Raw genomic sequence first — 17161 nt, 5'->3', positions numbered from 1 at the left:
GCGTGGCGATGTCGAGCACACCGACCGACTACGACGTCATCGTGATCGGTGGCGGACCAGCGGGCGAGAACGCCGCCGCCTATGCCGTCGCGGGCAGTGACCGCACGGCCGCCATCGTCGAGCGTGAACTCATCGGTGGCGAATGCTCGTATTGGGCGTGTATTCCGAGCAAAGCGCTGCTGCGGCCGGGCCACGTCCTTGCGGCCGCGCGGGCGATGCCGGGAGTCTCGGCCACCGGCCTCGACGTCGAGGCGGTGCTGCGGCGGCGCGACGCCTTCGTGCACGACCACGACGATTCCGCGCAGGTCGCCTGGGCCGAGAGCACGCGGATCGACATCGTGCGCGGTGCGGGCCGCCTGACCGGTACCCGCTCGGTCGAGGTCGGCGGACGGCGGCTGCGCGCCCGGCACGCGGTCGTGCTGGCCACCGGCACCACCGCGAACGTCCCCGACGTGCCCGGCCTGCGTGCCGCGCTGCCGTGGATCTCCCGCGACGCCACCAATCTGCACGAGGTGCCGCGCCGGGTCGCCGTGGTCGGCGGCGGCGTGGTCGCCTCCGAGGCGGCGACCTGGCTGGCCGCGCTCGGCGCCGAGGTCACCCTGCTGGTGCGGGGCTCGGCGCTGCTGGGCTCGGCCGAGCCGTTCGCGCGCGATCGGGTGGCGGCGGCGCTGACCGAGGCGGGCGTGCGAGTCCGCTTCGGCACCGAGCCCGTCGCCGTCGAGCGCCCAGCCGCGAAGGACACCGGCGAAGGGTGGATTCACGGCGGTCCGGCCACGGTCCGGTTGCGCGGTCCCGAAGGGGAGTCGGCACTCGACGTGGACGAGATCGTGGTGGCGGCTGGACGCGCGCCCGCCACGGCGGGGCTCGGTCTGGACGCGGTCGGGCTGCCCGACGGATACGTCACGGTGGACGATCACCTCACCGCGCGCGGTGTCGACGGCGAGTGGCTGTATGTCGTCGGCGACCTCAACCGTCGCGCCGCGCTCACGCATATGGGCAAGTACCAGGGCCGGGTGTGCGGCGACGTGATCGCGGCACGGGCCGAGGGCCGGCCGCTGGACGACGCGCGGTTCGTCGCGAGCTCCGACCACGGCAAGGTGCCGCAAGTGGTGTTCACCGCGCCGGAGGTGGCCTCTGTCGGCCTGACCGAAGCCGCGGCCGCAGACGCGGGTCACGCGGTCGAGACCGTCGAACTGGACATCGAGGTGGCCGGCTCGGCGCTCTCCCGTGACAATTACGCGGGCCACGCGAAACTGGTGATCGACAGCGCCACCGACACGCTGCTCGGCGCCACCTTTGTCGGCCCCGAGGTGGGCGAGCAATTGCACGCGGCGACGATCGCGGTGGTCGGCCGGGTGCCGCTGTCCACTCTCTGGCACGCCGTGCCATCCTTCCCGGCGGTCAGCGAGTTCTGGTTGCGCCTGTTGGAGGCGCGGCGTACATAGCTACCATTTTCCAATGGTGGCAACAACGGATATCGCGACCGCCGACGGAGTCGTCCGTGGTCGCCGGGGCCGCCGCGTCTTGCGCTGGCGGTCCATCCCCTACGCGGCTCCTCCTATCGGAGACCTGCGATTTCGCGCTCCACAGCCGGTCGAACCGTGGTCGGGCGTGCGGGCGGCGACGGAATTCACCTCCGCGGCGATGCAGCACCGCTCCGGGGCGCGAATCGGGCCGCGCGCCTACCAGCCGACCAGCGAGGACGCGCTGACACTGAATGTCACCGCACCCGCGTCCGCGTCGGCGAGCCCGCGGCCGGTGCTGGTCTTCATCCACGGCGGCGGCTATCTCATCGGCACCTCCGCGCTCGGGCTGTATTCCGGGGCGCGCCTGGCGCTGCGCGGCGACGTGGTGGTGGTGTCGCTGAACTACCGGCTGGGGGCGTTCGGCTATGTCGATTTCAGCGAGTTCGGCACCTCGCAGCACCCGTTCGACGCCAACCTGGGATTGCGCGACCAACTCGCCGCGCTGGAGTGGGTGCGCACCAACATCGCGGCCTTCGGCGGCGATCCCGGCAACGTGACGATCTTCGGCGAGTCGGCGGGAGCGCACGCCGTGCTCGGTCTCCTGGCCACACCGGCGGCCAAGGGCCTGTTCCATCGGGCCATCTCGCAGAGCCCGCCCGCCGACTGGTCGATGACCACCGAGGAGGCACGCGGCTTCGCGCGCCGCTGCGTCGCCGCGCTGGGCGCCACACCCGACACCGCGCACACCGCGCTGCGCACCGCGGGCGCCAACGACATCCGCCGCGCCGTCGACCGCACCATCGCCCAGGTGCTACGGGAACAGCCGGGCGTCTTCCCCGCCTGTCCGGTCGTGGACGGCGAGTTCCTGCCGCGCTCCCCGGTCGACGCGATCACCGACGGCTCGGCGCATCGGGTGCCGCTGATCATCGGCACGAACCGGGACGAGGGCACGCTCTTCGCCAGGTTCGCCGACGAACTGCCCACCACCCCGGACCGCCTTCGCTCGGCGCTCGGCCACTCCGCCGAGGCCGAAGCCAGGATCGCTTCGGCGTATCCCGGTTATCCCCAGCCGAAGGCCGCGATACGCGCGGGCGGCGATTACACCTTCTGGCGTCCTTCGCTGACCGTTATGGAAGGTCACAGCGGACATGCGCCGACATACGCCTACCGCTACGACTTCGCACCGCGCGCCCTGCACCTGAGCGGGCTCGGCGCCACGCACGCGACCGACCTCATCCCCGTCTTCGGCGTCGCGGACACCCCGATCGGCCGGGCCTTCACCGCTGCGGGCGGCCGGCGCGGGCTGCGCGCGGTCACCGGCCAGTTCCAGGACAATTGGCTGGCTTTCGCCCGCACCGGAGCGCCCTTGCCGTCCTGGCCCGCGTATACCGAGGCCCGCAGGTCCACCCTGATCATCGACTACCCCACTCGCGTGGAACACGACCCGGACCGGACGAAACGACTCGCGTGGCAGGGCGTGCGGGTGCCCACGGTGACCTGAGCCGGACCGCTACTTCAACAGGCGCGACATCCGCCGGTCCGCGAGCACCTTGCCGCCGGTCTGACAGGTGGGGCAGTACTGGAACGACCGATCGGCGTAGGAGACCTCGCGGACCGTGTCGCCGCAGACCGGGCAGGGTGACCCGGTCCTGGCGTGCACCCGCATGCCGGAGCGCTTCTCGCCCTTGAGACGGGCGGCGTCCTGACCGACCGAGCGCCGTACCGCGTCGGTGAGCACCGCGCGCATGGCCGTGTACAACTCGGCCACCTTGTCGGCCGGAAGGGTCTTCGTGTTCGCGAACGGCGAGATCCGCGCGGTGTGCAGGATCTCGTCGGAGTAGGCGTTGCCGACGCCCGCCAGCAACACCTGGTCGACCAGCGCGGTCTTGATCCGCTGCGAGGTGCCCTGCAGGATGTCGGCGAACTGCGCCTCGGTGACCTCCAGCGCGTCGGGGCCGAGCCGGGCGATGCCCGGCACGGCTTTCGGGTCCGCCACGACGTACACCGCCAGCCGCTTCTTCGTGCCCGCCTCGGTCAGGTCGAACGCGGGCGTCGCTCCTTCGGGGGTGAAGAAATGCACCCGCAACGCCAGCGGGCTCTTGCCGCCCGGCTTGGGCGGCGTCGGACTCGGTTCATCGATCCAGCGCAGCCATCCACCGCGCGACAGATGGGTGATCAGCCACAGGCCGTCGCACTCCATCCCGAGGAATTTGCCCCAGCGCGCCGCACCGGTGACGTCGCGACCCGACAGCGCGGTGACCGGGGGCTCGAAGGTCTTGACGGCGCTCAGCGCGGCCACGTCGACACGGCCGATCACGGCGGCGACCGCATGCTCCCGGAGGAACTGCGCCAACGCCTCCACCTCCGGTAGCTCTGGCACGGGCTCCAGACTACCCAGCCCCACCGACACCCTGCCGGTTCTCGCGCCGGAGCGGGGCGGTTCAACCGTTGCGGCGCAGCAGGTAGATGTCCATGATCCAACAATCGTCTTGTCTCGAGTGATGTCGGGTTACACCAACTGATGGGCATCCGCTGGACAGTGATGGTCTCGCCTGGTGTCGACATCACCCGAGATGATCGAACATCTGTTCATTACACGCTCAATTGCGTCACAAAAACTGTCACAGCCTGTCGGGTGGGTAAACGATGGCCGCTCGCGAGAGTACTTCGCTGATCAGGCGATAGTCCGGTAGACGGTCCACGCCGGGACAACGCCGACCCTCTGCGCCAGACGGCCCAATTCGCCCGTGGTCAGGTCGCGCCGGGCCGCGCGCATCATGTGCCCCCAGAAGGGGGGACCTGTGGGCACGCCTACAGGGTGACCCCAACCCATGAGGCGAAGTTAGCGAGGCTGTCCGTCCGGCGGCGTTCGGCCGTGGCAACGGCGTGCAGAGTCTCGCGCACCGATGGATGCAGGCGGGTCTGCTGAGGCGCGACCGCCCGAGCGACACCGAGCGCCCGCAGCGCCTTGTCGGCATGCCCGACGAGCACCCACGCGCGCGCCACGTCCTGCCAGTGGTGCCCGGCGCGCGGCGGCGCTATCTCCGGCGGCAAGATCAGCGCTGAACCTTCCCGGGCCGCGCGGTCGGGGTCGCCCGACTCGAGCGCGACCGCTGAAGCATGGATACCGACATTCCCCGGGCCGAACAGCGTGCCGTACATATCGGACTCGCGCGGCATCTTCGGTGACAGGGCGCGCGCCGCCTCGAGGTGCTCTGCCGCAGTGTCGGGCCGGATTCCGCGGGCGGCGACGATCGCACCGCACAGGTGCCCGTACCCGCGTACCGCGTTCGCGCCCTCAGTGTCGCCCTCGATCATGTCGAGGCCCTGCTCGACAAGTTGCAGGCCAACATCATTTGTGTTGTGGTACATGAGGATTCGAGCCCGCTTGATTTTAGCTTGTGCCGCATACAGGGGATCGTCGGCACCGGCGGCGGCCCATTCGAGGCGGTCGAGCACCGACGGGGCAAGGTTGGTGAAACCGAACCGTCTGCACAGCCGTTCGGCGGTCACGTGGGCCGCGCACAGTAGCGAGAGCACCTTGCCACGGTCGGCTTCACTGGCGGCATGTAGCGCGCCGTACAGCTGGCGTATCAGTACCGGGATTCGAGCGAGCGCGACGCGACCCTTGTCGTTGCGGTACGCGAGGTCTATATCGGCCATCTCGGCGGCGAGCTCGACGAGCGACGCCGGTTCGACCGCCTGCACGTACGGCCCTTCGGCAAACACGGCTCGCAGTTCGGCGATGCCCTCCAGCGGCCCGTCTTCCTCGAGGAGGTCGTAATAGGGAGCACCGGTCAGGTGTTCGGGCTCGACGCCGAGCGCGGATGCGACTGCGGCGATGAACCCCGGCGATGCCGGTTCGCGGTTCTGTTCGACAGCGCGCACCATCGACAGGCTGTACTTGGCGCGCTGCGCAAGTTGTATCTGTCTCAGCCCGGCGAGTTTGCGCAGGCTGGCGATACGGTCACCGGTCGTTGTCACCGCGGGACCTCCGTCACGGGGAGAGTTCACGTTGGTTCATGCCCGAGCGTACAGACTCTCGTCCGATCACCTGAGTTCTGTTACTCCACTGGCACTTCCAACCCCACGATCGCGCGAATGTATGGGTATGCCCCGGCGTCGGGTCGAGCCCCCGAACTCCCCGGCGCCGGGCGCTACCCAACCGACTGAGGAATTCCCTCAGCCGACCACACCACCACAACGCGCCGAGGGGTCACCGATGACCGATGAACTCGTTACCACGCTCGTTGTCATCGCATCCGTTCTGTTCGGGCTCTGGCTGATATTCGACGGCCTGCCCCGGTTCCTCGAGCGCGGCGAGAAGGCACCCGAACCCACCTTGGACGGCGGGCTATCCGATCGCCTCGAATCGGACTGCCACCCAGCCCCGGTGGTGCCCTTTACTGTCGCTCAGGCCCGAATCGTCATGCAAAAACTCATTCGCTGCGACGCCGAGCGCTGCGACTGCAAGGCCGCTGCGTTCCGGGTGCTCGTCGAGGCTGGTCTCGTCAGGCCCGCGAAGGCGCTGCGGTGAACGCAGCCAAGCCGGACGATGACGCACTCCGGTTCCGCGGGTTTGCTGACGATGGCACCCCGCAATACGTCGGCCCGGACGGTTGGCCGCGCACCCCCGAAGAGCACGCCGAGATCCTGGAAGACGAGGCGATCGAGCGTGCCCACAACATGCTTCGTCCATGATCAGACGGGGGCGAGGGGTAGATCGACCACCGGTTACGTCACGTCACGACAGCCGGGGCCGCAGGGAGCGACGGACCGGGGTACTCATGACCGAGTACCCCGGTTTTTCGTTGCGGGATCGATCGGCAGTCAGGCCAGGCGCAAGGCGATACGGTGGCCGCGTGGACGCGAAAACCGTTGGGGACGTTGTAGAGTTGATCGGAACGCTGATCACAGCCGCTGGTCTGGCCTATGCCTGGCACAAGGCATCTGGCCGCCTCCGCGGCATCGTTCAAGCCTTCAACGACTGGAAGGCCAACCTTCGGACGATCTCGAGCGGTCGACGCGACGTCACGGTTCAAGCGACGGCCGCCCAGGCGTTCGCATTCTCCGAGGGGGCTGTCGTAGTCACACGATCACCCGCGGTCGACGCCGATAGGCCGGTCGCCGTACAGCTTCGCAACCTCGGCGAGCAGGTCCAGGCAGTTCGCGACGACATCCGCAGCACCAACGAACGCATCGACGAGTTACGCAACGCACCGAAGCTGAGCCGCCAGGACGTGGACAACGCAGTCGCGGACGCTCTCTCAGACTTCAAGCTGGAACTCGACGTGCTCGCCACGAAGGACCTCACCGTCGCACTGATCGGCATCGGCACAACCGCAACGGGAATCATCGTCGGCATGTTCGGCTGACCGCGGCGCGCCTAGCTACGACGGCGCTCGCGGTCCCAGCGGACCAGGGCGGCGCGCTGATGACGCTCCGACTTCGCGGCACCCTCCGCGGCAGGGTTCAACCGAGCCAGCAAATACACCTGTGCACGCTCGAGTGCGCGCAGCTCCGCCGACAGCCGCACCACCGAGCTCGGTCGGGGCTCATCGCGCGACAGCTCGGCGTCCAACTGGTCTTGGACGATCTCGGCGCGGTCGGCCGCGCGCCCAGCGAGCGTGGGGTATTCCAACTCGTGCTCGGTCCATTCATGGACCGGCGCTAGGGCCGCGTCCATGCGCTTGCGCAGAACGGAAGACGGCTTCATTCGCTCCACCTACGTTCGGAAATCTCCTCGGCGAACGCAGCATCGATATCGCGCACCGCGTCCAGCTCCCACAGCTTGAAACCACGCTGACGGCCAGCTGCGGCGTGGATCCGGTCCAACTCCGCACCGACCGGCGACGGATGACGGCAGGGAGGGGACGCCTCGATCAACTCACGGATCCGCGCCAACTCGCCGGGGGTGAACGCACGGACAGGCGGCCGGGCACCCTGCGGATCCTTCAAATGGGCCACCACCTACCTCATTCCGGAAATCCCCGTTGCACTGCACGGACAGGCAGGCCCTATGCCTACCGGGCGAGATTCCGTACCCCCCAAGGGGGTATACCCGCCTGGGTCAGATCAGCGTGACGCGCTTGCCGCGACGGTTACTGCTCGTGTCGGTGTCGCGAATGGTGCGGTTGATGTCTGCCCACTGCGCGTAGCGTGCTCGCGTCTCAGCGATGTCGCGGGGCACGTGGATACGGAACCCGTTGTGCTGTCCGCGTGCGATGGCGAGCACGGTCGTGTTCGGGTCCTGCTTGATGTGGTGCACAAGGTTCTGTGCCGCGCGGCCGAGGTGTCCGGTCTCGCCGTTGATGATGCGGTCACTGAGTGCGTGCGCGTCGAGGATGACGTGGCCTGCGGCACGGCTCATGCTCGGGCACGAGGAGGGCAGCCCCGTCACCACCAGGCATTATGTCTCGGTCTCGCCGGTCATCGACTACGCGGACGCTCGATAACGTTCACCAAATCGTCACGGGCCGGATAGGAGAGTGAATCATGCAGGTCAGATGCGGCGCAGCAGGTAGATGTCCATGATCCAGCCCTTGCGGTCACGCAACTCGGCGCGGCGGCGGACGATTTCCGCACGGACCCGCGGCAGCGGGCCCTCGATCAGCGTCTCGTCCGGCATACCGAGGTAGGCGCCCCACCAGATGTGCACGCCCGCGTCCGGGATCGCGGTGAACGAGCAGTCGCCGTCCAGCATCACCAGCGCGTTCTCCTCGCCCAGGCCCTCCTCGCGGAGGCGGCGGCCGGTGGTGATGCGCACCGGTTCGCCGATTCCGTGCAGCACGATGCGATGCCGCGCGGCCAGCGCCTGCGCGCTGGTGATGCCCGGGACGACCTCGTGCTCGAAGCCGACCACGCCACGGGCGAGCACCCGCTCGACCATCCGCAGCGTGCTGTCGTACAGCGCGGGATCGCCCCAGACCAGGATGCCGCCGACGCCGTCTACCGCCGCGAACGCCGATTCCAGCAGCATCGACCGGCGATCGTGCCAGTCCTCGACCACGTCGAGGTAGTCGGCGGGCGTCCGGTCGCGCGGCGGGTCGGCGATCGGGACGATCCGGTACGGCCGGTCCATGTGCGCCTCCAGGATCGCGGTGCGCACGTCGGCCAGTTCCCGTTTGGCCTCCCCCTTGCCGATGACGAAGAACGCCTCGACCTGCCGCATCGCCTTGATCGCCTGCACGGTGACCTGGTCGGGATCACCGGCGCCGATGCCGATCACGTAGAGCTTGCGCATGGGCTCGAGCTTGCCAGGTCGCCGCGAGACCACGGTCGCCAGGCGCGGCCCTGGGCGCGGCCGCCGACTCGCCGAACGCGCTGGAGCACGAGGACTAGAGTTGCCAGGCGTGGCTCATGACGCGCTCGATCCGGCTTCCGCCCCCGACACCCAGTACGAGGACCTGCTGCGGCTGGTACTGGCCTCCGGGACGAAGAAAGCCGATCGCACCGGCACGGGAACCCGCAGCATCTTCGGCCACCAGCTGCGCTATGACCTCTCGGCCGGGTTTCCGCTGATCACTACGAAGAAAGTCCACCTGAAGTCGATCGTCTACGAGTTGCTGTGGTTCCTGCGCGGCGACTCCAACGTCGGCTGGCTGCGCGAACACGGCGTCTCGATCTGGGACGAGTGGGCCGACGCCGACGGCGAACTGGGCCCGGTCTACGGCGTGCAGTGGCGGTCGTGGCCGACACCGGACGGCACCCACATCGACCAGATCTCGCAGGTGCTGCACACCCTGCGCACCGACCCGGACTCCCGGCGCATCATCGTCTCGGCGTGGAACGTCGCCGACCTGGACAAGATGGCGCTGGCGCCCTGCCACGCGTTCTTCCAGTTCTACGTGGCCGACGGGAAACTGTCCTGCCAGCTCTACCAGCGCAGCGCCGACCTCTTCCTGGGCGTGCCGTTCAACATCGCCAGCTACGCCCTGCTCACCCACATGGTCGCCCAGCAGGCCGAGCTGGCGCCCGGTGACTTCATCTGGACCGGCGGCGACTGTCACATCTACGACAATCACCTCGACCAGGTCACCGAGCAGCTCGGCCGCGACCCCTATCCGTTCCCCGCGCTGCGGCTGCGTCCCGCGCCGACGCTGTTCGACTACCGCTACGAGGATGTGGAAGTAATCGGCTACCGGCATCATCCGGCCATCAAGGCCACGGTGGCGGTGTGAGTCGCACGATCGGCCTGATCTGGGCGCAAACCCTGGACGGGGTGATCGGGCTGCGCAACACCATTCCCTGGCGGCTGCCCGAGGACATGGCGCAGTTCAAGGACGCCACCTGGGGCCACCCCGTGGTGATGGGCCGTCGGACCTGGGATTCGCTGCCGCCGAGGTTCCGGCCGCTGGCCGGTCGGCGCAATATCGTGGTGACCAGGCAGCCCGACTGGTCGGCCGAAGGCGCCGAGCGCGCGTCGTCGGTGTCCGAGGCGCTGGACCGGTGCGCCCCGGACGCCGTCTGGGTCGCCGGGGGCGGCGAGATCTACCGCGCCGCGCTGGATTTCGCGACCGACCTGCGCGTCACCGAGATCGACGCCGACATCGAGGGCGACGCTTTCGCGCCGTCGATCGGACCGGAATGGCAGCCAGACGACCCGGAGCCATGGCGCACGTCGGCCACTGGACTGCGCTTCCGGATCCGGCACTACACCCGGAGTCGACCCGCCTAGGGAGATCCCGTGCGGCGCCACGCCGTGGGCAGCCGCGAACGCCGCCCTCCTGAGCGGGCCAGGTGAAACCCGGCCCGCTCGGCAGCCGACTGGGGCATACTCCTCGTTATACGGCGGCCGGACTTTCGTCCGTCCGCACGCCTCGAGCCGTTGCCACCAGCCCGGCATCGGCTGTGGTGATCTGCGAAAGGCGGTCCATGGAAAAGAAATCGCTGACTGCGGTAGCGCGCCAGCAACTGAAGCTGGCCGCCATCGCCTCGAGCGGACGCAGTTCACAAACCATCTATGGCGGCCATGCGCACACGCTGCGGCAGACGGTGGTCGGCCTGACGGCCGGGCAGAGCCTGGCCGAGCACGACAACATGGGCGAGGCGACGCTGCTGGTGCTCAGCGGCACACTGATCCTGATCAGCGGCGCCAACGAATGGAAGGGCTCCGGGGGCGACCTGATCGTGGTTCCCAAGGCGCGCCACAGCGTCAAAGCGATCGACGACGTCGCGTTCCTGCTGACGGTGGCGATGTAGCCACCGCGCGGGTCCGCGGGGCGGTCGGCGCAGCCGGGCATTAGGGTGTCGATCATGGGTGAGCCGCAGCCGATTCTCGAACCGCTCACGCCGTCCGCGATCTTCCTTGTCGCCACGATCGACGAGGGTGGCGAGGCAGCCGTCCGCGACCTGCTCGCCGACATCACCGGCCTGCGCCGCTCGGTGGGCTTCCGCCTGCCCGGCGCGAACCTGACCTGCGTGACGTCGATCGGCTCCGACGCCTGGGACCGCCTCTTCGCCGGACCGAGGCCCGCGCAACTGCATCCGTTCACCGGATTCGTCGGCGCCCGCCACACCGCACCGGCCACACCGGGCGACTTGCTGTTCCACATCAAGTCCGAGGTGCAGGACGCCTGCTTCGAACTGGCCATGGCCATCGCCGACCGGCTGGCGGGCGCGGGGACCATCGTGGACGAGACCGTCGGCTTCCGCTATTTCGAGCAGCGCGACCTGCTCGGCTTCGTGGACGGCACCGAGAACCCGGAGGGCCGCGCGGCCGCCGCGGCCGCGCTGGTGGGCGAGGAGGATCCGCAGTTCACCGGCGGCAGCTACGTGATCGTGCAGAAGTACACCCACCCGCTGGCGGACTGGCGCGCGCTGTCGGTCGAGGAGCAGGAGCGCGTGATCGGCCGCACCAAACTGGACGACTTCGAGCTGCCCGACGAGATCAAGCCCGCCGACTCGCACGTCGAGGTCAACACGCTCATCGATCCGGACGGCACCGAACGTCAGATCCTGCGCGGCAACATGCCCTTCGGCAGCGTGCGCGACGGGGTGTTCGGCACCTACTACATCGCCTACGCGGCCACGCCGAGCGTCATCGAACGCATGCTCACCCGCATGTTCCTCGGCACCGACGAGGCGGCCTACGACCGCATCCTGGATTTCTCCGTCGCCCTCACCGGCACGTCGTTCTTCGCACCCACCGTCGATTTCCTCGACGATCTGCCGCCGGCGCCGTGGGACACGGCGGAACCCGCGGTGTCCGTGGATACCGACGGCGCCGGTCGCGCAGATCTGCCCGGCACAGATCTGCCCGGCACAGATCTGCCCGGCACCGCCGCGCCCTCGGGCGACGGCGCCCTCGGTATCGGCTCGTTGAAAAGGAGCACCCGGTCATGAACAACCTCCATCGCGAACTGGCGCCGATCACCTCCGAGGCGTGGGCGGCCATCGAGGAGGAGGCGACGCGCACGTTCAAGCGGCACATCGCGGGCAGGCGCGTCGTGGATCTCTCCGGCCCGCACGGCACCGACTACTCCGCGGTTGGCACCGGGCACACCACCCCGATCGACTCGCCCGGCGCGGGTGTCTTCGCCCGTCAGCGGGTGGTCGCGCCGCTGGTCGAACTGCGCGTGCCGTTCACGCTCTCACGCGAGGAACTCGACAATGTCGAGCGCGGCGCCCAGGACGCCGACTTGGATCCGGTGAAGGACGCCGCGAAGAAGATCGCGTTCGCCGAGGACCGCGCGATCTTCGAGGGGTATCCGGCCGCGCGGATCACCGGTATCCGGGCCAGCTCGTCCAACCAGCCGATCACGCTGCCCAGCGACACCCGGCTGGTTCCGGAGGCGATCGCGCAGGCGTTGAGCGCCCTGCGGCTGGCCGGTGTCGACGGACCGTACTCGGTGCTGCTCAGTGCCGAGCTGTACACGGCGGTCAGCGAGACCTCCGACCACGGCCACATGATCCGCACGCACATCGAGCGCCTGATCCCGGAAGGCGAGATCATCTGGGCGCCCGCTATCGACGGCGCGATCGTGCTCACCACGCGCGGCGGCGACTTCGATCTGCGCATCGGCCAGGATCTGTCCATCGGCTACCTCTCGCACGACAGCACGTCGATCCAGCTGTACTTCCAGCAGAGCTTGACGTTCCTGGTGTACACCGCCGAGGCCGCGGTCCCGCTGACGGTCTGAGCACCGCTTCCCGCATCGGCCACATCTGGGAAACGGCCAGGTGTGCACCGGTACACGAGGCGGTACGGTGAGCCGGAAATGCACCAGAGGCAGGTAGGTGAGATGACAACGGTGCGGGCAGGCGTGGTCCCGACTCAACGCGCCGCGCTCTACAGCGTGTTCGGCATCCTGGCGACCGTCACGATCTGCGGCTCGTTCGTCGCCGCGTTCGGGGTGAACCGGGTGTTCACCGGCCTGCTGGCCGGTACCGTCGTCGGTGTCGCGGTGCTGGCCGCGCTGTTCACCAGGGACGCCATCGTGCTCACCGATCACGCCATCTACCGGCGCAAACCGTGGGCGGTCTCCAGCATCCCGTGGGACCGGGTGGTGGCCGGGCGCTTCGCCCTCGACGAACGGGCCCGCTGGTCGCTGGCGCTGGACCTGGCCGGTGTGGACGAACCGCACGGCGAGCTGGTTCTGCTGTCCATCCCGCCGGTGGTCGGCCCGGTCGCGGGCGCCTACGACCTGCGCAAACGCGATCAGGTCACGGAGATCCGAGCGATCTTGCGGCGCAAGCGGATTCCGGTGACCGTGCTTCCGCAGATCGCGGGCGCGCTGCAGGAACACTGGCAGATCGCACCGCCGACCCACTGAGGCGCGCGGCCCCTCGGGCGAACGCGCGGATGCGGGACGCCGTGGGCCGGTATCGGTTACGTTGACAGACGTGTCCATGCCGAAGGGCGCCAACGTGCCCGTGCCGAATTCCGACGTCCGGATCGAAGTGGGCTGGCGGGCCGGGGCGGGCGCGCCGGACGCCGACGCCTCCGCGCTGCTCGTCGTGTCCGGGAGGGTGCGCTCCGACAGCGATTTCGTCTTCTACAACCAGCCCGTCCACCCGTCCCGCGCCGTCCGGCACGAGGGCAAGCGCTCGGGGTCGATCGTGCTGGACGTGCTGTCCGCGGAGTTGGCGCGGGTGGAGCCGCAGGTCGAGGGCATCGTCATCGCGGCATCCACCGACGGCGCCGCCGTCGGGCTGCTCGACGGACTGTTCGTGCGAGTCGTGGACAGCGACACCGGAGCGGAAGTCGCCCGTTTCGACGGCATCGACGCGACGAGCGAGACCGCCGTCGTGCTCGGTGAGCTGTACCGGCGCCAGGGCGGATGGAAATTCCGCGCAGTCGGCCAGGGGTATGCCTCCGGTTTGGCCGGACTGGCCACCGATTACGGGATCTCCGTGGACGGAGAACCCGCCGCGCCACACGAATACACACCACCACCCCCGCCGCCTGCCCCGCCGCACGAGTTCACGCCGCCACCGCCACCCTCCGGGCCGGTACCGCCGGAGCCGGGCCGGCACGCGGCACCCGGCCAGCACCCCGCGGCGGCGCAGCACACGACGCCGCTCGGGCAATACCCATACGCGCCCCCGCCAGCGGCAGGGCAGCCGGCGTGGCCTGGCCACAACGCGTCCACGGCACACCCGTTCGGCACTGTCTTCCTGACGACGGACTCCCCCTCGGTGTCGTTGACCGCGCAAGGCGTCATGCGGATCAACTCGACTTGGACCGCTGCGGCGGGCTCGGGCACGTCCGGCCAGGGCGGGGCGCTGGATTTGGATCTGTGCTGCTTCTGGGAACTGCTGGATGGACGCAAGGGCGACGTCCGTCCGGTCGGCGATCGCGGATCGCTGGAGCGGCCGCCGTTCATCCGCCTGGACACCGACGACCGCTCCGGAGCGGGCCCCGCCGGTGAGAATCTCCAGGTCGACCTCGGTCACGCGGCCGAGTTCCGCCGGATCCTCGTCTTCGCCACCCTTTACGACGGCGCGGCCGACCTCCGCGGCGTCCGGATGACCGCGACGCTGTACCCGGCAGCCGCGCCGCCGATCGAGCTGAGCGTCGAAGGTTGCCCGGACGGCTCCCGCGACGTGGTGCTGGCGCTCATCGAGAACACCGGTTCGGGACTGGTGGTACGTCGTGAAGGCCGCTTCGTCGCGCCGCCACCGAACCGTCCGCGCTGGGGCGTGACAGAAGTGGACAAGGCCTACGGTTGGGGACTGAACTGGGTCCGGGGCACCGGCAAGTCCTGAATCTCACGCCGCGAACCGGTCCAGCAATACGACCGCCGCGGCCCGTGTCGCATCCAGGTCGCCGGGCCAGCCGAGCGTGCGCAGCACCGCCGCCGGAATGGTCCGCTCCGCGTGCCGGGGTGCGGCGCCCTCGTCGGAGCGGATGCTGATCACGGTCTCCACCAACCGGAACGGCAGCGACTCGGTGCCGGGCGCACTCGCCGAACCGCCTTCGGCCAACACCTGCGCGGCCGCATTCTCGTAGTGCTCGCGCAACTGCTCGCGTCGCAGGCGGAACGCGGCGAAGCGCTCGGTACGCAGCTCCGGCAGCAGATACAGCGCCCCCAGGTTCCAGCGCGACGCGCACAGTTGCCGCACGTCGAACAGGGCCAGCGCGTACAGCCGGACCGGCGCCGGGTCGGTCGCGCCGCGCAGCCGCTGCGCCAGTTCGATGGGCGCGGCGACGGTTTCGGCGAGCAAGGCGTCGAGGATGTCGTCCTTGGCCGCGAAGTGGTGATACAGCGAGGCCTGGCGGATGCCGACGGCGTCGGCGATCGCCCGGGTGGAGGTGTTGGCGTACCCCTGGGTGGTGAACAGTTCGCCTGCGGCGTCGAGGATTTCCGCACGCGGCGTCTGCCCGCGTCGTCGCCGCTGTTCGACGCGCGGCCGTCCGGGACCCACGTTCGCCACCGCCTCATTCTGGCAGGTAGCCGCGGGCGCGCTCCGACGCGGTAGTCGTCCGCGTCGTTTCGGCACGACGAGCGGTGCGGTTTCTGTCATTTGACAGAAATAACGGCAACACAGAAGTTACCGGACGCACCAGAAGCGATACACGCAGGTCACCGGAAGCGCGATCGCGCCCGCAAAACTATCGGCTGATAGTTATTGGTCGCACGCCGAAGGACCGCCCATGGCAACCACGCTCGCCCCGACCTCGCCCCCCGACCTCACGGGTGACAGCGCCGACCTCGCCCGGTTCGGCTACCAGCCCGTCCTACACCGAAAGCTCGGCCGCTACGCCTCGTTCGCGGCCGGGTTCTCGTTCGTCTCCATCCTCACCACGATCTTCCAGTTCTTCGGCTTCGGCTATTCGTTCGGCGGAGCCGCCTTCTTCTGGACCTGGCCGATCGTGTTCGCCGGCCAGTTCCTCGTCGCGCTCAACTTCGCCGAACTGGCCGCGCGCTATCCGATCTCGGGCTGTATCTACCAGTGGTCCCGGCGGCTCGGCGGCGAACTCGTCGGCTGGTTCGCGGGCTGGATGATGATCATCGCGCAGATCGTCACGGCCGCCGCGGCGGCGATCGCACTGCAGGTGGTACTGCCCTCGATCTGGAGCGGATTCCAGCTCGTCGGCTCCGACACCGCGCTGACCTCGCCGTCCGGCGCGACCAATGCCGTGCTGCTCGGCAGCATCCTGCTGGCGGTGACCACGCTGATCAACGTTGTCGGCATCGATCTGATGGCGCGGATCAATTCGATCGGCGTCACCATCGAGATCGTCGGCGTCCTGGCGATCATCGCGCTGTTCTTCACCACCGCCGAGCGCGGGCCCGGCGTGGTGTTGCGGACCGATCAGGCCGCACCGGGCCCCTACTGGGCCGCGTTCTTGGTGTCCGGGCTGATGGCGGCATACGTGATGGTCGGATTCGACTCGGCCGGTGAGCTTTCCGAGGAGACCAGGAATCCCCGCAGGGTGGCGCCACGCACCATTCTCACGGCGCTGGCGGTCTCGGCGCTGGGTGGCGGGCTGATGCTGCTCGGCGCGCTGATGGCCGCACCGAGCCTGTCCGACGGCGCGCTGGCCTCCGACGGCCTGGCCTACGTGCTCACCGCGAAGTTGGACAGCCCGGCGGGCAAGGTGCTGCTCGGCTGCGTCGCGGTCGCGGTCACCGTGTGCACCCTCGCGATCCAGACCGCGGGCTCGCGGCTGATGTTCTCCATGGCGCGGGACGGGAAGCTGCCGTTCGCGAGCAGGCTCGCCGCCGTGCACCCGCGATACGGCACGCCTGCGCTGCCCGCCGTGGTGATCGGCGTGCTCGGCATCGGGCTACTGGTGCTCAACCTCGGCAACGCCGCGATGTTCGCGACACTGGCCAGCGTCTGCATCGTCACGCTGTACCTGGCCTATCTGCTGGTGACGGTGCCGCTGCTGGTCCGCAGGTTCACCGGCCTGCCCGACGCGGGCACCGACGCGCGCCTGTTCAGCCTGGGCCGCTTCGGCATTCCGGTCAACGCGCTCGCCGTGGTCTGGGGCGTCGCGATGGTGATCAACCTCGCCTGGCCGCGAACGGAAGTCTACGCCCCGGACGGCGGCGGTTGGTGGATGCGCTGGGCCGCGCCGCTTTTCGTGCTGCTGGTGCTGACCGTCGGCGTGCTGGTGCACCGCTTCGTCGTCGGCGGGTCGCGCGGCGTCGTGAACGCCGAGCCCGCACCGCAACCCGCCTGATCGATCGGGTGCGGCGGTGTACCGCCGCACCCGGCCGCCTACACCGCAACCGGCATTCGAA

At 69.2% G+C, this 17161-nt stretch carries 20 protein-coding genes; 13 read left to right on the top strand and 7 right to left on the bottom strand.

Annotated features, from left to right (window positions below; genetic code table 11):
- Positions 1-8 precede the first annotated feature (8 nt).
- Together K8O92_12795 and K8O92_12790 are read left to right on the top strand one after the other, a co-directional pair.
- Positions 9-1445 carry an NAD(P)/FAD-dependent oxidoreductase gene (locus K8O92_12795; GenBank protein ID UAK34636.1) on the top strand — a complete coding sequence of 479 codons (1437 nt, stop codon included), beginning with the start codon at positions 9-11 and terminating at the stop codon, positions 1443-1445.
- A gap of 13 nt (positions 1446-1458) precedes the next feature.
- Entirely contained in the window at positions 1459-2967 is a 1509-nt protein-coding gene (locus K8O92_12790) for a carboxylesterase/lipase family protein (protein ID UAK34635.1), read from the top strand.
- A gap of 9 nt (positions 2968-2976) precedes the next feature.
- Here K8O92_12790 and K8O92_12785 read toward each other — a convergent pair whose 3' ends face one another.
- Positions 2977-3846, bottom strand: coding sequence for an Fpg/Nei family DNA glycosylase (locus K8O92_12785; protein UAK34634.1), 870 nt, complete (start codon positions 3844-3846; stop codon positions 2977-2979).
- Positions 3847-4277: 431 nt separating this feature from the next.
- Positions 4278-5450 (bottom strand): helix-turn-helix domain-containing protein, encoded by a 1173-nt coding sequence (locus K8O92_12780; protein UAK34633.1) that lies wholly within the window; start codon positions 5448-5450, stop codon positions 4278-4280.
- A 238-nt stretch (positions 5451-5688) separates the two neighbouring features.
- Here K8O92_12780 and K8O92_12775 point away from each other — a divergent pair, with 238 nt between their 5' ends.
- The 3 genes from K8O92_12775 to K8O92_12765 all read left to right on the top strand — a co-directional run bounded on the left by K8O92_12775 (position 5689) and on the right by K8O92_12765 (position 6841).
- On the top strand, positions 5689-6003 hold the full coding sequence (locus K8O92_12775; GenBank protein UAK34632.1) for a hypothetical protein: 315 nt from the start codon (positions 5689-5691) through the stop codon (positions 6001-6003).
- A complete protein-coding gene (locus K8O92_12770) occupies positions 6000-6167 on the top strand; it encodes a hypothetical protein (protein ID UAK34631.1) in 168 nt (55 codons plus the stop codon). The genes K8O92_12775 and K8O92_12770 overlap by 4 nt, the downstream gene beginning before the upstream one ends.
- A 161-nt stretch (positions 6168-6328) precedes the next feature.
- Positions 6329-6841 carry a hypothetical protein gene (locus K8O92_12765; GenBank protein UAK34630.1) on the top strand — a complete coding sequence of 171 codons (513 nt, stop codon included), beginning with the start codon at positions 6329-6331 and terminating at the stop codon, positions 6839-6841.
- 11 nt (positions 6842-6852) lie between these two features.
- Here the strand turns inward: K8O92_12765 and K8O92_12760 are convergent, their stop codons facing one another.
- The 4 genes from K8O92_12760 to cobF all read right to left on the bottom strand — a co-directional run bounded on the left by K8O92_12760 (position 6853) and on the right by cobF (position 8709).
- The gene (locus K8O92_12760; protein UAK35660.1) at positions 6853-7152 is read right to left on the bottom strand and encodes a hypothetical protein; all 300 of its coding nucleotides are present in this window, start codon (positions 7150-7152) and stop codon (positions 6853-6855) included.
- A 26-nt stretch (positions 7153-7178) separates the two neighbouring features.
- The gene (locus K8O92_12755) at positions 7179-7433 is read right to left on the bottom strand and encodes a hypothetical protein (protein ID UAK34629.1); all 255 of its coding nucleotides are present in this window, start codon (positions 7431-7433) and stop codon (positions 7179-7181) included.
- A gap of 103 nt (positions 7434-7536) precedes the next feature.
- Complete coding sequence (locus tag K8O92_12750) at positions 7537-7836, bottom strand: hypothetical protein (GenBank protein ID UAK34628.1); 300 nt, start codon at positions 7834-7836, stop codon at positions 7537-7539.
- A 132-nt stretch (positions 7837-7968) separates the two neighbouring features.
- The gene (gene cobF / locus K8O92_12745) at positions 7969-8709 is read right to left on the bottom strand and encodes a precorrin-6A synthase (deacetylating) (protein ID UAK34627.1); all 741 of its coding nucleotides are present in this window, start codon (positions 8707-8709) and stop codon (positions 7969-7971) included.
- Positions 8710-8818: 109 nt separating this feature from the next.
- Between cobF and K8O92_12740 the strand changes: the two genes are divergently transcribed.
- The 7 genes from K8O92_12740 to K8O92_12710 all read left to right on the top strand — a co-directional run bounded on the left by K8O92_12740 (position 8819) and on the right by K8O92_12710 (position 14675).
- Positions 8819-9646, top strand: coding sequence for a thymidylate synthase (locus K8O92_12740; protein UAK34626.1), 828 nt, complete (start codon positions 8819-8821; stop codon positions 9644-9646).
- Positions 9643-10143: a dihydrofolate reductase gene (locus K8O92_12735; protein ID UAK34625.1), complete on the top strand. Its 501-nt coding sequence runs from the start codon at positions 9643-9645 to the stop codon at positions 10141-10143. Before K8O92_12740 ends, K8O92_12735 begins: the two co-directional genes overlap by 4 nt.
- A 197-nt stretch (positions 10144-10340) precedes the next feature.
- Complete coding sequence (locus tag K8O92_12730; protein UAK34624.1) at positions 10341-10667, top strand: cupin domain-containing protein; 327 nt, start codon at positions 10341-10343, stop codon at positions 10665-10667.
- A 54-nt stretch (positions 10668-10721) separates the two neighbouring features.
- Positions 10722-11810 carry a Dyp-type peroxidase gene (locus K8O92_12725; GenBank protein UAK34623.1) on the top strand — a complete coding sequence of 363 codons (1089 nt, stop codon included), beginning with the start codon at positions 10722-10724 and terminating at the stop codon, positions 11808-11810.
- Positions 11807-12607: a bacteriocin family protein gene (locus K8O92_12720; protein UAK34622.1), complete on the top strand. Its 801-nt coding sequence runs from the start codon at positions 11807-11809 to the stop codon at positions 12605-12607. Before K8O92_12725 ends, K8O92_12720 begins: the two co-directional genes overlap by 4 nt.
- A 102-nt stretch (positions 12608-12709) precedes the next feature.
- Positions 12710-13240: a hypothetical protein gene (locus K8O92_12715; GenBank protein UAK34621.1), complete on the top strand. Its 531-nt coding sequence runs from the start codon at positions 12710-12712 to the stop codon at positions 13238-13240.
- Between the two features lie 76 nt (positions 13241-13316).
- Positions 13317-14675: a TerD domain-containing protein gene (locus K8O92_12710; GenBank protein ID UAK35659.1), complete on the top strand. Its 1359-nt coding sequence runs from the start codon at positions 13317-13319 to the stop codon at positions 14673-14675.
- A gap of 3 nt (positions 14676-14678) precedes the next feature.
- On the opposite strand, the gene K8O92_12705 is transcribed toward K8O92_12710, so the two are convergent.
- Positions 14679-15434, bottom strand: a complete 756-nt coding sequence (locus tag K8O92_12705) for a TetR/AcrR family transcriptional regulator (protein UAK34620.1) — start codon at positions 15432-15434, stop codon at positions 14679-14681.
- A gap of 130 nt (positions 15435-15564) precedes the next feature.
- Here K8O92_12705 and K8O92_12700 point away from each other — a divergent pair, with 130 nt between their 5' ends.
- Complete coding sequence (locus K8O92_12700) at positions 15565-17100, top strand: amino acid permease (GenBank protein UAK34619.1); 1536 nt, start codon at positions 15565-15567, stop codon at positions 17098-17100.
- Positions 17101-17161 lie beyond the last annotated feature (61 nt).

This window comes from Nocardia asteroides (assembly GCA_019930625.1).
In the GTDB taxonomy this organism is placed as follows: domain Bacteria; phylum Actinomycetota; class Actinomycetes; order Mycobacteriales; family Mycobacteriaceae; genus Nocardia; species Nocardia sputi.
The sequence above is the reverse complement of the archived record's forward strand: the minus strand, read 5'-3'. Positions and strand labels throughout refer to the sequence as shown.

Bases quoted from the DNA above. Each gene is read 5' to 3' on its own strand.
- K8O92_12795 (UAK34636.1), top strand. From the start codon at position 9: ATGTCGAGCACACCGACCGACTACGACGTCATCGTGATCGGTGGCGGA.
- K8O92_12790 (UAK34635.1), top strand. From the start codon at position 1,459: ATGGTGGCAACAACGGATATCGCGACCGCCGACGGAGTCGTCCGTGGT.
- K8O92_12775 (UAK34632.1), top strand. From the start codon at position 5,689: ATGACCGATGAACTCGTTACCACGCTCGTTGTCATCGCATCCGTTCTG.
- K8O92_12760 (UAK35660.1), bottom strand. From the start codon at position 7,152: ATGGACGCGGCCCTAGCGCCGGTCCATGAATGGACCGAGCACGAGTTG.
- K8O92_12750 (UAK34628.1), bottom strand. From the start codon at position 7,836: ATGAGCCGTGCCGCAGGCCACGTCATCCTCGACGCGCACGCACTCAGT.
- cobF (UAK34627.1), bottom strand. From the start codon at position 8,709: ATGCGCAAGCTCTACGTGATCGGCATCGGCGCCGGTGATCCCGACCAG.
- K8O92_12730 (UAK34624.1), top strand. From the start codon at position 10,341: ATGGAAAAGAAATCGCTGACTGCGGTAGCGCGCCAGCAACTGAAGCTG.
- K8O92_12725 (UAK34623.1), top strand. From the start codon at position 10,722: ATGGGTGAGCCGCAGCCGATTCTCGAACCGCTCACGCCGTCCGCGATC.
- K8O92_12720 (UAK34622.1), top strand. From the start codon at position 11,807: ATGAACAACCTCCATCGCGAACTGGCGCCGATCACCTCCGAGGCGTGG.
- K8O92_12715 (UAK34621.1), top strand. From the start codon at position 12,710: ATGACAACGGTGCGGGCAGGCGTGGTCCCGACTCAACGCGCCGCGCTC.
- K8O92_12710 (UAK35659.1), top strand. From the start codon at position 13,317: ATGCCGAAGGGCGCCAACGTGCCCGTGCCGAATTCCGACGTCCGGATC.
- K8O92_12705 (UAK34620.1), bottom strand. From the start codon at position 15,434: ATGACAGAAACCGCACCGCTCGTCGTGCCGAAACGACGCGGACGACTA.
- K8O92_12700 (UAK34619.1), top strand. From the start codon at position 15,565: ATGGCAACCACGCTCGCCCCGACCTCGCCCCCCGACCTCACGGGTGAC.